General features: G+C 72.1%; 10 protein-coding genes. 5 read left to right on the forward strand and 5 right to left on the reverse strand.

What is annotated here, in order from left to right; genetic code table 11:
- The first annotated feature begins 5 nt into the window (after window positions 1-5).
- The 3 genes from HNR30_RS03620 to HNR30_RS03630 all read left to right on the forward strand — a co-directional run bounded on the left by HNR30_RS03620 (window position 6) and on the right by HNR30_RS03630 (window position 6,450).
- Complete coding sequence (locus tag HNR30_RS03620) at window positions 6-569, forward strand: TetR/AcrR family transcriptional regulator (protein ID WP_181608187.1); 564 nt, start codon at window positions 6-8, stop codon at window positions 567-569.
- 11 nt (window positions 570-580) lie between these two features.
- Window positions 581-3,451 (forward strand): bifunctional [glutamine synthetase] adenylyltransferase/[glutamine synthetase]-adenylyl-L-tyrosine phosphorylase, encoded by a 2,871-nt coding sequence (locus tag HNR30_RS03625; protein ID WP_181608188.1) that lies wholly within the window; start codon window positions 581-583, stop codon window positions 3,449-3,451.
- A 167-nt stretch (window positions 3,452-3,618) separates the two neighbouring features.
- Window positions 3,619-6,450, forward strand: a complete 2,832-nt coding sequence (locus tag HNR30_RS03630; RefSeq protein WP_181608189.1) for a DUF7824 domain-containing protein — start codon at window positions 3,619-3,621, stop codon at window positions 6,448-6,450.
- 33 nt (window positions 6,451-6,483) lie between these two features.
- Here HNR30_RS03630 and HNR30_RS03635 read toward each other — a convergent pair whose 3' ends face one another.
- The 5 genes from HNR30_RS03635 to HNR30_RS03655 are packed head-to-tail and all read right to left on the reverse strand — an operon-like array spanning window position 6,484 to window position 12,070.
- Entirely contained in the window at window positions 6,484-8,073 is a 1,590-nt protein-coding gene (locus HNR30_RS03635) for an FAD-dependent oxidoreductase (protein WP_181608190.1), read from the reverse strand.
- Between the two features lie 15 nt (window positions 8,074-8,088).
- The gene (locus tag HNR30_RS03640; RefSeq protein ID WP_181608191.1) at window positions 8,089-8,919 is read right to left on the reverse strand and encodes a carbohydrate ABC transporter permease; all 831 of its coding nucleotides are present in this window, start codon (window positions 8,917-8,919) and stop codon (window positions 8,089-8,091) included.
- The gene (locus HNR30_RS03645) at window positions 8,916-9,782 is read right to left on the reverse strand and encodes a carbohydrate ABC transporter permease (protein WP_181608192.1); all 867 of its coding nucleotides are present in this window, start codon (window positions 9,780-9,782) and stop codon (window positions 8,916-8,918) included. The genes HNR30_RS03640 and HNR30_RS03645 overlap by 4 nt, the downstream gene beginning before the upstream one ends.
- Window positions 9,766-11,046, reverse strand: coding sequence for an ABC transporter substrate-binding protein (locus HNR30_RS03650; protein ID WP_181608193.1), 1,281 nt, complete (start codon window positions 11,044-11,046; stop codon window positions 9,766-9,768). Before HNR30_RS03650 ends, HNR30_RS03645 begins: the two co-directional genes overlap by 17 nt.
- 10 nt (window positions 11,047-11,056) lie before the next feature.
- Entirely contained in the window at window positions 11,057-12,070 is a 1,014-nt protein-coding gene (locus tag HNR30_RS03655; protein ID WP_181608194.1) for a LacI family DNA-binding transcriptional regulator, read from the reverse strand.
- A 143-nt stretch (window positions 12,071-12,213) separates the two neighbouring features.
- Between HNR30_RS03655 and HNR30_RS03660 the strand changes: the two genes are divergently transcribed.
- Window positions 12,214-13,797, forward strand: coding sequence for an alkaline phosphatase D family protein (locus HNR30_RS03660; protein WP_181608195.1), 1,584 nt, complete (start codon window positions 12,214-12,216; stop codon window positions 13,795-13,797).
- Between the two features lie 40 nt (window positions 13,798-13,837).
- Window positions 13,838-14,890, forward strand: a complete 1,053-nt coding sequence (locus HNR30_RS03665) for a hypothetical protein (RefSeq protein ID WP_312894208.1) — start codon at window positions 13,838-13,840, stop codon at window positions 14,888-14,890.
- Window positions 14,891-14,898: the final 8 nt, after the last annotated feature.

Below are 14,898 nucleotides of genomic sequence, written 5' to 3' on the forward strand. Positions count from 1 at the left end.
CCACTATGGCACCCAGAGCACAAGAGCGCATCTTCGAGGCGACCCTCCGTCTCCTGGCGGAACACGGCTACGACGGCCTGACCGTCGAGGGCGTCGCCAAGGAGTCCGGCGTCAACAAGACGACCCTCTACCGCTGGTGGAGCTCCAAGGCGGCCCTCGCCAGGGACGCCCTGGTGCACAGCGAGCTGCTCGCCCTCGACCCGCCCGACACCGGCAGCCTGCGCGGCGACCTGATCGCCCTCGTCGAGCACGTGATCGGCCTGCTGACGCTGCCGAGCGTGCGCGCCGTCGTCGCCGCGATGGCCGGGGCCGCGGGCAACGGCGAACTCGCCGAGACCGCCAAGGCCTTCTTCGCCGACCGCTTCGACCGGGAACAGGCGATCTTCGAGCGGGCGCGGGAACGCGGAGACCTGCCTCCGGGAGCCGACCCGATGCTCGTCGTCGACCTGCTGGCCGGAGCCGTCTGGACCAGGCTGCTGCTGCGCCAGGAGCCCCTCGGCGACGCCTTCGCCGCCCGCGCCGTCGATCTGGTCCTCGGGGGTTCTCCTGGATCTCCCCGCCCTGCGTAGACAATGGACGGGTGCCCAGGATCGAGTCCAACGCCGCCCGGTTGGCCAAGCTCGGCTTCGCCGACGCAGCGCGGGCCGAACGCCTGCTCGCCGGGATCGGCGGGCTGCCCGACCCGGTCATGGAGGTGCTGACCGAGGTCGCCGACCCCGACCTGGCCCTCACCTCGCTGACCAGGATCGCCGAGCGTGCGCCCGAGGCGGCGGGGATCGACGGCCGCCTGCTGCGCGTGCTGGGCGTGAGCGACGCCCTGGGCGAGCACCTGGTCCGGCACCCGGGCGACCTCGACCGCCTCGACCGCCCCCGGCGCAACGCCAGGGACGAACTGCTGGAGGCCGTCGGCGCCGCCGACATCCAGGCCGCGGAACCGGAGGCGCTGGCCAGGCTCCGCGTGGCCTATCGCGGGCGCCTGCTGGCCCTGGCGGCCCGCGACCTGGCGGGCGAGGCCACCTTCACCGAGGTCACCGCCGAGCTGTCCGACCTCGCCGCCGCCGCGCTGGAGGCCGCGCTGGCGATCGGCCGCGCCGAGACCGGCGCCGATGCCGTACGGCTGGCGGTCGTGGGCATGGGCAAGTGCGGCGCCAGGGAGCTCAACTACATCAGCGACGTCGACGTGATCTTCGTCGCCGAGCCGGTCGAGGGCGCCGACGAGGTCGAGGCGCTGCGCCAGGGCACCCGCCTGGCGCAGGCGATGATGCGCGCCTGCTCGGCCGTCACCGCCGAAGGCGCGCTGTGGGAGGTCGACGCCGGGCTGCGCCCGGAAGGCAACGCCGGACCGCTCGTGCGCACCCTCGCCAGCCACCTGGCCTACTACCGCCGCTGGGCCAAGACCTGGGAGTTCCAGGCGCTGCTCAAGGCCCGGCCGGTCGCCGGCGACCTGGAGCTGGGCGCGGCCTACGTCGAGGAGACGAGCGAGCTGGTCTGGTCGGCGGCCACCAGGGAGAACTTCGTCGAGGACGTGCAGGCGATGCGCCGGCGCGTCGAGGAACACGTCAAGCGCGAGGGCGAGCGGCAGCTCAAACTGGGCCCTGGCGGACTGCGCGACATCGAGTTCGCGGTGCAACTGCTCCAGCTGGTGCACGGCCGCCTCGACCCGCTGCTGCGGCGCCGCGGCACGCTGCCCGCGCTCAACGCGCTGTCCAGGGGCGGCTACATCGGCAGGGACGACGCCAAGGCCCTGGCCGAGGCCTACACCTACCTGCGCCGCATCGAGCACCTGCTGCAGCTTCACCGGCTGCGCCGTACCCACCTCGTGCCCGAGGGCGAGGCCGACCTGCGGCGGCTGGGCCGCGCGTTCGGCCAGTACACCGACCCGGTCGGGGAGTTCACCCGGCGCTGGAAGCAGCACGCCAGGGAGGCCCGCCGCCTGCACGAGAAGCTGTTCTACCGGCCGCTGCTCCAGGCGGTCGCCCGGCTGCCGGAATCGGAGGACCGGCTGTCGCCGACCGCCGCCGCGGCCCGGCTGCGGGCGCTGGGCTACGAGGACCCGCAGGGCGCGCTGCGCCACATCGCCGCCCTGGCCACCGGCGTGACCAGGCGTGCCGCCATCCAGCGCACCCTGCTGCCGGTCATGCTCGGCTGGTTCGCCGACACGCCCGACCCCGACGCGGGCCTGCTCGGCTTCCGCCAGGTCAGCGACAAACTCGGCACCACCCCCTGGTACCTGCGGCTGCTGCGCGACGACACCGCCGTCGCCGAACGCATGGCGCACGTGCTCGGCAGCAGCCGCTACGCCACCGGCCTGCTGCTGCACGCGCCAGAAGCGGTCGCGCTGCTCGGCTCCGGCGCCGAGCGGCGCGGGCCCGCCGAGTGGGCGGCCGAGGCCGCCGCCGCCGTGACCCGCCACGAGGAGGCCGAGAGCGCGGTGGCCGCCGTCCGCTCCCTGCGCCGCCGCGAACTGTTCCGTACGGCCGTGGCCGACCTCGGCGGCGAACTCGACATCGAGCAGGTCGGCGTCACCCTCTCCGACCTCAACGACGTCACCCTCCAGGCCGCGCTCGACGCCGCCATTGCCAAGGTCTGCCTCGAACGCCACCGCCGGCCCCGCTTCGCCGTGATCGCCATGGGCAGGCTCGGCGGCATGGAGTGCTCCTACGCCAGCGACGCCGACGTGATGTTCGTGCACGCCGACGGCGACGAGAGCGAGGCCGCCTTCGCGGTCGCCAACGAGCTGCGCCGCCTCCTGGCCCTGCCCGCGCCCGACCCGCCGCTGCTCATCGACCCCGACCTGCGGCCGGAAGGACGCCAGGGCCCCCTCGTCCGTACCCTGGCCTCCTACCGCGCCTACTACGCGCGCTGGTCGTCGCCCTGGGAGTCGCAGGCGCTCCTGCGCGCCCGCTTCTGCGCGGGCGACGCCGCGCTCGGCACGGAGTTCGCCGCGATGGTCGACGAACTGCGCTACCCGAAGGGCGGGCTGCCCGAGACGTCGGTGCGTGAGATCAGGCGGCTCAAGGCCCGCATGGAGGCCGAGCGGCTGCCCCGCGGCGCCGACCCCGCCCTCCACACCAAACTGGGCCGCGGCGGGCTGTCCGACGTGGAGTGGGTCGCCCAGCTCCTGCAGCTGCGGCACGCGTCCGACCACCCGGGGCTGCGCACCACCAGGACACTCCAGACCCTGCGCGCCGCCGTCGCCGCGGGGCTGCTCGACGCCGCCGACGAGGCGGTGCTCGGCGAGGCCTGGCGCTTCGCCTCCCGCATCCGCGACGCCATCATGCTCGTCAAGGGGAGGGCGGGCGACATGGTGCCCGCCGACGGCCGCGACCGCCGCCTGATCGCCCGCACGCTCGGCTACCCGCCCGACGGGTCGGAGGACTTCCTCGACGACTACCGCCGCGTCACCCGCCGCGCCCGCCAGGTGGTGGAACGGGTCTTCTACGGCGACTGAGCGGGCCGCACGATGAGATGGAGCGGTACGTCCGCGCCGATCGACAGGGCCTTCCTGGCCGCGGAATCGGGTTTCCTCCGCCCCGGACGCTGATCCCCCAGGGCCGCCGCCACTGGCTCCTCCACTGACGCGATTTCTGTCGGCTCAGGCCGATATCCTGCCCCATCATGAGCGCCTGGACCGACATCCGCGACCTCATCGACCGGCACGACGCCGACTCCGTCGCGGCCAGGGTCGCCACCCTCACCGCCGACGAGCGGCGCGAGGTCGCCAAGCAGTTACCCGGGAGGCTCAAGGAGCTGCGCCAGCTCCACGACAGCTGGCGCGGCGCGGGCGACCACGCCGAGGCGCTGCGCGCGGCGGGCGCCGGCACCATCGAGAGCGCCACCTCCGTCGCCTCGTGGCTGACCAGGCGCGGGCTCATCGGCGCCAGGGAACGGGTCGCCGACTCCGGCCGCCTGCTCGCCCTGGTGCGCCGGCGCGACCCGGCCTGGCAGGTCACCCTCGCGCAAGAGCTGGCCGGCCGCCTGCGCGGCCGCGACTCCAGCTACGAACTGGCCGCCATGCTCATCCGCGACACCGGCATCGACCCGCCCGACGGCGACGGCTTCGTGGCCGGCTGGGTCGCCGCCTGCGTCCAGGAACGCGACGTCGCCGCCGTGCTGGAGGCCGACCCGCTGCTCGACCTGCTGCTGCCGCGCGTCTTCCGCGCGCAGGGCGTCGCCGAGATCCTGCAATGGGAGAACGACCCCGCCAACTCCATGAGCATGCTCGGCGGGCTGTGCCGCCTGGTGGAGCGGGGGCGGCTCGACCGGCAGGCCTTGCTGGGGGAGTGCGTCGCCCGGTTCCTGCGTGGCGGCACCGCTCTGGAGCTGCGCTTCTTCGTCCGGCTGCACCACGCGTTGCAGCCCGCCTCGAACGAGGCGTTCCTGCGCGACTACCTGTGCCTGCTGCCCGTCGCGCCGGGGCCGGTCGCCGAACTGGCCCTCGATCATCTGCGCGAGCACGACGGCTTCACCCCGGCCGAGCTGGGGGAGGCGTGGCAGGCGCTGCTGTTCCGTCCGGAGAAGAAGCTCGCCAGGGCCGCGCTCGGCTGGCTCGACCGCTCGGCCCGGCTGTCGCCCTCCCACCGCGAGGAGGCGGCCGTGGCCCTCATGGCCGCCTTCGCCCACCCGGCCTACGAGTTGCAGGATCGCGCGGTACGGCTGGCGCGCAGGCTCGGGCTGGTGGAGGCCGTGTCGAGCGCGGCCCACCTGCTGCCCCCGGACCTCAGGCGCGACTTCGCAGCGTCGTTCCCCACCCCGGAGACCGCCGGGGGAGAAGACCACGAGGGGCCGCCTCACGCCGCCTCGACGGGCCTGGCACTGGGCGACATATCGCCGGGCGACGTGGGGCCGGGCGACGTGGCATCGAGCGACGTGGAGCCGGGTGGCGTGGCATCGGGTGGCGGGAGGTCAGGTGGCGGGTCGCCGGACACGGACCCAGGTGGCGTGGCGGCCGACGACATGCGGCTCGCGGGCGGGGCAGCGACCGCGGGCGTGGCGGCGGGGGGCCTTCCCCTCACGGGCGTGGTGCCAGGGAACGCGGAGCTGGCAGCTCCTCCCGTGCTTCCCCCGATGCCGCCCCCTCTCACCACCCCCGGCGAGATCGTCGCCACGATCGAGCGCCTGACCGACCCCCGCGACCTGAGCCCGATGCCCGAGGAGTGGTGGCTGCTGCCGCGCCGCGAAGACATCGACCCCGTCCTGGAGTGGCTGCTCATCGAACGTCTGATGGCCGCCCTCGTCACGGTGGCGCAGCCCGGCGACGAGGGCGCGCGCGACGCGTTGAGCCGGGTGGGCAGGGTGGGCGGCGACACCCCGCTGGCCTGGATCACGGCCGCCTGCCGCGATCTGGCGACCGGGCACGTGCCCGAGTTCGCGATGCCCACGTGCGCCGTCGGCCTCGACCGGCTGATCATGCGGCGAGTGGCAGAGCTGCGCCGGGCGCTCAGCAGGCCCGGCCTGCCGCCCGTGCTGCTGGCCACTCCCACCCGGTCGAGCGGTCACGTCGACCCCGGCGTGCTGCTCGCCCGGCTGGAGGCCGTCGAGGCGGCGGGCGCCGAGCCGCTGCGTGCCGACCTGCAGCAGGCGTTGTTGCGGTTGCCGCGCCGCATCGATCCCGCCGACGCCGCGCGGGCGGCCAGGCTCGGGAGCGAGGCGGGGCGGGTCGTCGCCGGGTGGATGGCGGGCGACCGGCCGCGGGTCGAGAGCTCGGTCCGCTACATGAACGACGGGCGCGACCATTTCACCGAGGCGCCGCTGCCGGGGCGGGTCTCCTTCACCTCGCCCGTGCCCTGGCCCGACCTGGCGGCGCAGCGGTGGACCGGCCTCGACCTGATCGACGGCCTGTTCCACGAGCCGCAGCGGTACGGCTACGGCCGCGGCAGGTTCGCGGGGTGGTGGGCCTTCGTGGTGCCGTCCGACCCTGAGGTGGCGGCGGCTCATCTGATGCCCGATTTCTTCTACAACGGCGGCTTGCGTTCGCCTGGTCCGGTCGTGTTGCGCGGGCTGGCCGGGGCCGACGGCGGGCTCGGTGCCGCGTGTGCCGTCGTGTTGATGTCGCAGCTCAACCATGACGATCCCGGGGAGCGGGGGTCGGTGGGTGATGTGCTGCTCTCCCTGGCCGCTCGCGGGGTGTTGCCTGGTCACGAGCTGGGTGACCATCTGGGCAGGCTGGTGCGCATCGAGCAGGTCATGGTGACGAGGGCCGTGCCGGTGCTGCGGGAGCTCGATCGGATGGGGGTCGATCTCTGGCCGGTGGTGGCGGGGGCGCTGGCGTGGCTGATCCCGGCCGAGGGTGAGCGGCCGGCCGCGGGACTGGCCGACCTGATCGCGCTGGGAGTGGCGGGTGCGCACCCGGACGCGGTCGCGTCGGTGCCGGGCCTGGCGGAGCTCGCGGCGCGCAAGGGGTCGAGCCGGATGATCAAGGAGGCCCGCCGCCTGGTCGCGATGAGGTAACGCGACCAGGCGGGCCTCAGTCGCAGGCGGGCCTCAGTCGACCGTCGCGCGGCGGATGTCGTCCGGCCAGGCCAGCGGGACTCCCAGCGCGCCGCTCAGCAGCTCCTGGAAGTCCCGCGGCTCAGCCCGCACCTCGGCCGGGGTGCGGCCCGTGTCGAGGCAGTGAACGGCGAGCGCCCCCGCTGCCTCGCCGATCGACCACTCCACCGGGTGCAGCCGGTAGGCGCCGTTGGAGATGTGTGTGGTGCCGATGTTCTTGTTCGCGGGCACGAAGTTGGCCACGTCCGGCGACACCAGCGCCCCCAGCGGGATCTGGAACGGATAGGACGCGATGTCCACGTAGGTGCGCCCTGACGTCGAGGGGTGCAGGTCGATGCGGTAGTAGCCGATGCCGACGCTGTCGTCGAAGATCGCCGATCCGGCGCCGGGCCCGCGCATGGCGTGTCCGACGTGCGCCTCGGTGACGGTGAACAGCGCCTTCATGCGCCGCGACTCCCTGATGTAGGCGGTCTTGGCCAGCCCGTCGAGGGTGCCCAGCACGTCTCCGCGCAGCCGCAGCTCCGGATAGCCCTTGCCGCCGTCGTGCCGTGGCGCCTCGGTCTGCATCCAGCGCACGAAGGAGAGCGTCAGGTCTCGCGCCCTGCGCAGCGCCGTCTGCCGGGTCTGGGCGTCGACGCCGAGCAGCGGCAGCTCCCAGTAGTCGGTCTGCGGCCAGTTGATCAGGGAGATGTCCGCGAACCCGGGGCGGTCCAGGAGTGCGCGCGACAGGATGCGGCGGTAGTGCCACAGCCCGCGGTCGTCGTGGCAGGCCGCCTCGTCGGGGTCGCGCAGGAACAGCGGCCTGTCGCGCTCCTCCAGGGTGATCGGATGCACGTCGAGCCACGACAGCTGCGGCCCTGGCCAGCGTTTGTCCACGGTGTCGCGCCAGTGCCGGTATCCGGCGGGCTCGTCGATCACGTGCGACTCACCCGCCCGGTACTCCACCGCGGCGCACCAGGTGATCGCCTGCTGGTCGAGAGGGTCGGCCCGGTCCGGCGCGTGCAGTTCGCCGGTCTGCGCGCGCGACTCCGCGCCCATGACGTACGGGATGTGCGCCAGCTCCAGCAGGTCGCCCAGTTCCGTGGCGTCCAGGATGAACCCTGCGCCGAGCCGTACGGTGGAGCCGTCGCGGTGCCGTACGGTCACCGAGGTCAGCCGGTCGCCGTCGCGGGCGGCGGCGACCGGCTCGTGCTCGCGCAGGACCAGCAGGCGGCCCTGTGCCACCCACGACGAGAGCATCTCGTCCAGGACGGCGGCGGCGACGCGCGGCTCGTGGCAGAGCGCGGAGACGAAGCCGTGTCCGGGGTTGAGCAGCGGGTCGCCGAGGGCGGACGGGGTGAGCGGGTAGGCGCGCCGGTAGTGGTCGCGGATGCCTTCGCGTAACGCGCGGTAGCCGCGCGAGCCGTGCTGCTCGATCCACGGGTGCTCGTCGGGCGGCACGCCCTGGCTGGTGAGCTGGCCGCCGAGCCAGTCGGTGGCCTCGGTGAGGATGACGCTGCGGCCCAGGAGGAGCGCGGCGCGGGCGGCGGCGACCCCGCCGAGCCCGCCGCCCACGATGACGACGTCTGCTTGGTGCTGGTTCACGTGACCCCGAATCTGTTAGCCCTTGATGCCGCCCTCGGACAGGCCCGCGATGAATCCCCGCTGGTTGGCGAGGAACACGGCCATGACCGGGAGGCTGACCAGGATGGTGGCGGCCATCAACGCGCCGTACTTGACGTTGCCGGTGGAGGCGAAGACGGTGATCGCCAGCTGCACCGTGGTGCTCCGCTCCGAGGTGGAGACCACCAGCGGCCACAGGAAGTCGTCCCACACCCCGGTGAAGGAGAAGACGGCCACCAGGGCCAGCAGCGGGCGTGCCAGCGGCAGGTAGATGCTAAGGAAGATGCGCAGCTCGCCGGCGCCGTCCATGCGCGCCGCCTCGGCGAAGCCGCGGTCGAGTCCGGAGAAGTACTGGCGGGACAGGAAGATGTTCATGGTCCCGACCAGGTACGGCAGGAGCAGGCCGCCGAGCGAGTCGAGCAGCCCGCTGCCGCCCTGCCCGAGCAGGTCGTTGCCGCCGGTCAGGGGGAAGTGCTTGGCCATCAGGAAGAGCGGGATCAGCGTGACGGAGACGGGGATGGCCGCGGTGGAGATCAGCCCGTAGAAGATCACCTTGCTGCCGCGGAACGGCAGGTGGGCGAAGGCGTAGCCGGCCAGGACCGGCACCACGCAGTTGGCGGCCACCGCGATGATCGTGACGATGGAGGAGTTGGCGAAGGCCCGGTCGAGGTCGGCCGCCTGGACGGCGGTGCCGAAGTTGTCGAGCGTGGGCCGGTCGGGCACGAAGCCGATCGGGTCGCCCTCGGGGGTCAGGGCCAGGCTGATCATCCACCAGAACGGCAGGAGCACCACGGCGGTCACCGCGGCCAGGACGAGCGCGCGCCTCATGACTTCCTTCCCCTGATGACCAGCACGGTGAAGCCCGCGATGAAGGCGAACAGCACGAACGCCATGGCCGAGGCGCTGCCCATCTCGTTGTACTGGAAGGCCTCGGTGTAGATCAGGTAGTTGACCGTGGTGGTGCTGCCGTACGGCCCGCCCTGGGTGAGTACGAAGATCTCCGGGAAGCCCTGGGCGAGGTAGATGACGTCCATCGCGACCACGTAGGTGAGGATCGGCCGGATGCCCGGCAGGGTGACGTGCCGGAACCGCGCCCACCTCCCCGCGCCGTCGACCTTGGCCGCCTCGTAGAGCTCGCGCGGGACGGTGTGCAGCCCGGCCAGCAGCAGCACCATGTTGCTCCCGAGGGCCTTCCACACGCGCATCGCCGAGGCGGCGTTGAGCGCGGCGTCCTCGCTGACCAGCCAGCGTTGCTCGGGCAGCCCCAGCAGCGCCAGCACGTCGTTGACCAGGCCCTGCTCGGAGTAGATCCACAACCAGATCATGCTGACGGCGGTCAGCGAGACGATGTGCGGGATGTACAGGGCGGTGCGGAAGAATCCGACCCCGCGGAAGGCCTTGCCGGCCAGCAGGGCCAGGCCGAGTGCGATGCCGACGGTGAAGGGCAGGACCTGGAGCACGTATCGCCCGGTGACCAGCAGCGCCTGGACGAACTCCGGGTCGTCGAGGAGAGCGGCGTAGTTGTCGAGGCCGACGAAGACGGCGCCCTCCCGGCTGAGCGGGCTGTAGCGGCTGAAGCTGAGCACCAGGCCGTAGAGCACCGGGCCGAGCTGGAAGATCGCCACGTACAGCGCGGCCGGGAGGACGAACAGCAGGCCGAAGAGCCTGCGGCGGTCAGGAGCCCGTCGCAATGATCTTGTCCACGTCGGCGGTGGCCCGCTTCAGCGCCTCGGCGGCGGGCAGCTTGCCGTGCAGCGCCATCTCCAGGCTCTTGCCCATGGCGTCGCGCATGCGCACCCAGCCGGGCACGTTCGGGTTGGCGTGGTTGACGGGCAGCGCCTCGACGGCCTTGCGCAGCTCGGCGTTCTGGCCGATGTAGGGCGAGTCGACCGAGGAGGCGCGCACGGGCAGCGCGCCGAGCGCCTCGGCGTAGCTCAGGCTGGTGTCGGCGCCCATCATGTGGGCGATGAACTGCCAGGCCGTGTCCTTCTGCCTGCTGTCCTTGTTGATCATCAGGCCGTTGGCCGGGCCGCCGAACGCCCGGGGGCCGTGGCCGTGGAAGCCGGGCGGCGGCATCAGGCGCAGGTCGCGGTCGGGGGCGGCGGCCTGGTACTTGACGATGTCACCGGCGTTCGACAGCTGCATCGCGGCCGCGCCGGTGACGATCGGCTGCTCGGCGGGCGGCGAGTTGGCCCAGGTGGCCCCGAGGGTGTTGTCGACGGCGCTCGCGCCCTGGTAGAGCCCGGCGAAGAACTCCAGCGACGCCAGCGCCTGCGGGGTGTCGAGGGTCGCCTTCTTGCCGTCGGGGGAGAGGAACTCGCCGCCGTTGGACCACAGGAGCGTGCCGTACGACTGCTGGATGCCGATCGGGTTGCTGGGCAGCACCAGCCCCGCCTTGACGATCTTGTCGCCCTCGCGCTCGGTCAGTTTCTCGGCGGCGGCCCTGACGTCCTGCCAGGTCTCGGGCGGCACCTCCGGGTCGAGCCCGGCCGCCTTGAAGTCGGCGCCGCTGTAGACGATCATGCGCAGCGTCATGATGAGCGGCACGATGTACTGCTTGCCGCCGACCTGACCGCCGGGCAGCGCGGCGGCCAGGTCGGCGCGCCCCTCCAGCTTGGCCACGTAGGGGGTCAGGTCCTCGATGCGGTCGTTGGCCGCCAGGTCCGCGGTGGCGGCCACGCCGTGGCCGATCACGTCGGGGGCGGTGCCCGCGGCGAAGGCGGCGTTCAGCTTGGGCGAGAGCTCGGCCCAGTCGACGTAGGTGACCTCGACGTCGGCGCCGCTCGCCTTCTCGAAGGCGGGCACGATGCTCTCCTTGACGAGCTTCATCTCCGCCTCGCTGTTGCCGGGGAACCACACGGTCAGCTTGCCGGGGGGCTGCCCGCCGGAGGGGGCGGCGGAGGAGCACGCGGTCAGGACCAGGGCGAGCAGGCCCGCGGTGAATAAGGTGCGCATGGGGGACCCCCTAGGAGATGCGGTTCAGCGTGGCGCCGGGTGCGAAGCCGCAGGGCAGCCGTTCGTGGTAGTGCAGGTCGCGCCGGCCGTCGAGGACTTCGAGCAGCAGCTCGACGGCGCGGGCGCCCATGGCGCGCCGGGCGACGACCAGATGGGTCCAGTCGTGGGTGACCGGGGTGGATTCGTTGATGGAGTCGAGGCCGACGGCCGACAGCCTGCCGGGGATGTCGACGCCGAGGGCGGCGACCTCCTCCAGTTGCTCGGTGCTCTCGACCAGCAGCACGGTGGTCTCGCGGGCGAGCAGGCCGTCCAGCCAGGCCCGGTCGAGCTCGCCGTGGCCGGCGAAGCTCTCCCCGGTGACGGTGAGCCCCAGCTCGGCGCAGGCCGCGGCGAAGGACTCGCGGCGCTCCACGCGCGGCTCGGCCCGGTCGGCCAGGCCCAGGTAGGCGACACGGCGGTGGCCGTGCTCGTGGAGCATGGCCACGAGCTGCGCCATTGCGGGGGCGTAGTCGGCGGTGACGTACGGCATCAGCGCGGCGGCGCGCTCCCTGCGCCCGATGAAGACGAAGGGGAACCCCTCGGCGGCCAGCCGCTCCAGCTCGTCGTCGTGCTGTTCGAAGCCGAGGATGATCGCGCCGTCGGCGATGCGCAGCCGGTTCTGGCCGCCGCGGAAGACACTGGGGTCGCCTCCCTGGTGCATGGAGGTGAACAGCACCAGGTCCTGCCCCGAGCGGATCGCCTGCTGCTCGATGCCGATCATGAATTCGTCGTAGTAGGACTCGCGCCCGGTCGGGAACAGCGGCTCGAAGGTGTGCACCCCGAGCAGGCCGTTGCGCCCGCCGCGCAGGGCCCGGGCGGTGACGTTGGGCACGTAGCCGAGTTCGCGGATGGCGTCGAGGATCTTCTGCTCGGTCTCTCTGTTGATGCCGAGCTCGGCGGTCTTGCCGTTGAGCACGAGGGAGACCGTGGTCTGGGAGACGCCCGCCAGCTTGGCGATGTCTCTCTGGCGCGGCCTGCGTGTCACGGCTGGGACCCTTCTAATTGGAATTAGACGGGATCGTAGACAGACCCCCGATTACTGTCAACGGCGCCTTGGATGGCTCTAGCACGAATCTAATTTGTATTAGATGGCTTGACGGCGGGCGGAGCGGCAAGGACTGTTCGAGCATGTCTGGAAATATCGCCCGACGCCGGTTTCTCGGCTACTCCGCCGCGGGCGCCGCGGCCGTCATGCTCGGCACCGGCGCGTGGTCGACGAACGCGGCCAGAGCCGCCGTCTTCGCCAGCACGCCCTTCACTCTCGGAGTCGCCTCGGGTGACCCCTCGCCTGACGGGGCGGTGCTCTGGACCAGGCTCGCCCCCGACCCACTGGCCGCCGACGGCCTGGGCGGCGTGTCCGGCACCGCTCCCATCGCCGTGGAGTACGAGGTGGCCGAGGACTCCGCCTTCACCGCCGTCGTCCAGCGGGGCACCGTCCACGCCACCAGGGAACTGGGCTGGTCGGTGCACCCCGAGGTCGCCGGGCTGCGGCCGTGGCGCCTCTACTGGTACCGCTTCAGGTCAGGGGGCCACATCTCGCAGGCCGGCAAGTTCAGGACCGCGCCGGCCCCGGGCACCATGCCCTCGCAGCTGAGATTCGCCTTCGCCTCCTGCGCCAGCTACGAGGGCGGGCGCTACACCGCCTACTACTACCTGGCCAGGGAGGACATCGACCTGGTGGTCTTCCTGGGCGACTACATCTACGAATACGGCGTCACCAGCACCGCGCACCACTACGACATCCCGCTGCCGTCGTACATGGCCGCCAAGTGCACCGACCTGACCCGCTTCCGCCTGCAGTACGCCCTCCACAAGCTGGATCCGAACCTGCGCAACGCGCACGCCAACGCGGCCTGGATCATGACCTACGACGACCACGAGGTGGAGGACGGCTTCGCCGCCGACCTGTCCAGGTACGGCACCGATCCCGCGGTGTTCCGGCGGATGCGTGCCGACGCCTACCAGGCGATGTACGAGAACCTGCCGTTACGCCAGACCCAGGTGCCCTCGGGACCCTCCATCGGCATCCACCGGCGCCTGCAGTACGGCCTGCTGGCGGACTTCACGATGCTCGACACCCGGCAGTACCGCACCGACCAGCCGGTCTGCTCGACCGGTTGCCCCGAGCGGTTCGACCCCAACGCGACCATGCTCGGCGCCGCCCAGCGGCAGTGGCTGATGGACGGGCTGACCACGTCGCAGGCCCGCTGGAAGATCGTCGGCAACCAGCTGCCGATGGCCGAGACCGACCGCGACGACAGCGCGGCCAAGGTGGTCTGGACCGACCCGTGGGACGGTTACGTGGCCGAACGCAACGCCATCCTCGGGCAGGCGCGCACCGCGGGGGTCAAGAACCTGGTCGTGGTCACCGGCGACCGGCACACCAACTACGTCATGGACCTCGAGACCACCTACGAGAACACCAGCGGCGTGAAGGTGGGCACCGAGTTCGTCGGCACCGCGATCTCGACCATGGGCGACCGCGACCCGGCCGAGATGGCCGCCATCGCGGCGAAGTACATGCGCGCCAACCCGCACATGAAGTGGTGCGACATGCTCCACGGCTACAGCCGGGTGACGGTGACGGCGGCCCAGCTGGTCAACGAGTTCCGAACCGTGCCCTACATCGAGGTCACCGGAGGTGGCATCAGCACCAAGGCCACCTTCGTCGTGCAACACGGTGTACCGGGTGCGCAGGTGGCCAGCGTGTAGTGTTGCGCGCTCCCCGCCGCGGGTGTATCAAGGCGCGGGGGTGATCGCTTTGCTGTCGCTTTACGCGGACCTGGCCGTCGGCCTGGTGATGCTCTTCCTGCTCATGTCGCTGCTGGTGAGCGGCCTCAACGAGGCGTTCGTCAGGCTGCTGTCGATCCGCTCCAAGTTCCTGTGGGCCTACCTGCGCGACACCATGGACGGCAGCGACGAGCAGGGCAAGTCGTGGCTGCCGGCCAAGGTGCGCGACGTCTTCGCCGCGCTGCCCTTCCAGCGTGACCCGCGGCCGGAGTTCAGCGACCAGCCCGCGCCCAGCGATGCCGCCCCCGCGCCGACGGCGGCGGAGGAGGCGCCGGCTCCGATGACCGAGCGCCTCTACGAGCGCGTGCAGGAGATCGACCATCCCAGGACCGGCAGGACCAGCATCGCCAACATCCCGCCCGAGCGGTTCGCGGTGGCGGTCGTGGAGATGGCGGCGGCCGAGCCGGAAGGTGTCGAAGGCCTGCTCGGCAAGCTCCAGGAGCTCAAGAGCCCGCTGCACGGCCACCTCAAGGGCGTCTGGGAGGGCGCCCAGCGCGACATGGACCGCTTCCGCCAGGGTGTCGAGATCTGGTTCGACGCCGAGATGCAGCGCCTGTCGATGCTCTACAAGAGGTACGTCAAGTGGGTCGTGGCCGTGCTCGGCCTGCTGATCACGCTGATCTTCAGCCTCGACGGGGTGGAGTTCGCCAAGTCGGTGCTGCGCGACAACGGCTACCGCGCCGCCGTCGCCGCCGCCGCGTCGGGAGGGCCGGAGGTGGTCGAGCAGCTCAAGGTCAAGTGCACCCAACCGGGGGAGTCGAGCGACCTGGCCGGCTGCATCACCGAGACCCTCAGCTCGCCCGCGCTCATCCAGGCGCTCGGCAACGCCGTCGTGAGCGTGTCGGTGCCCGCCGAGGGCGACCCCAGCGTCCAGTGGAACGGCGGCGCCTGGTGGGACCGGCTGACCACCTGGACCCACTGGCCCGGATTCCTGCTCACCTATGTCGCGCTGCTGTTCGGAGCGCCGTTCTGGTGGGACATCCTGCGGCGAATCACCGGTTTCAAGCGGTCCTGACCTATGAC

This window comes from Nonomuraea soli (assembly GCF_013761175.1).
In the GTDB taxonomy this organism is placed as follows: domain Bacteria; phylum Actinomycetota; class Actinomycetes; order Streptosporangiales; family Streptosporangiaceae; genus Nonomuraea; species Nonomuraea soli.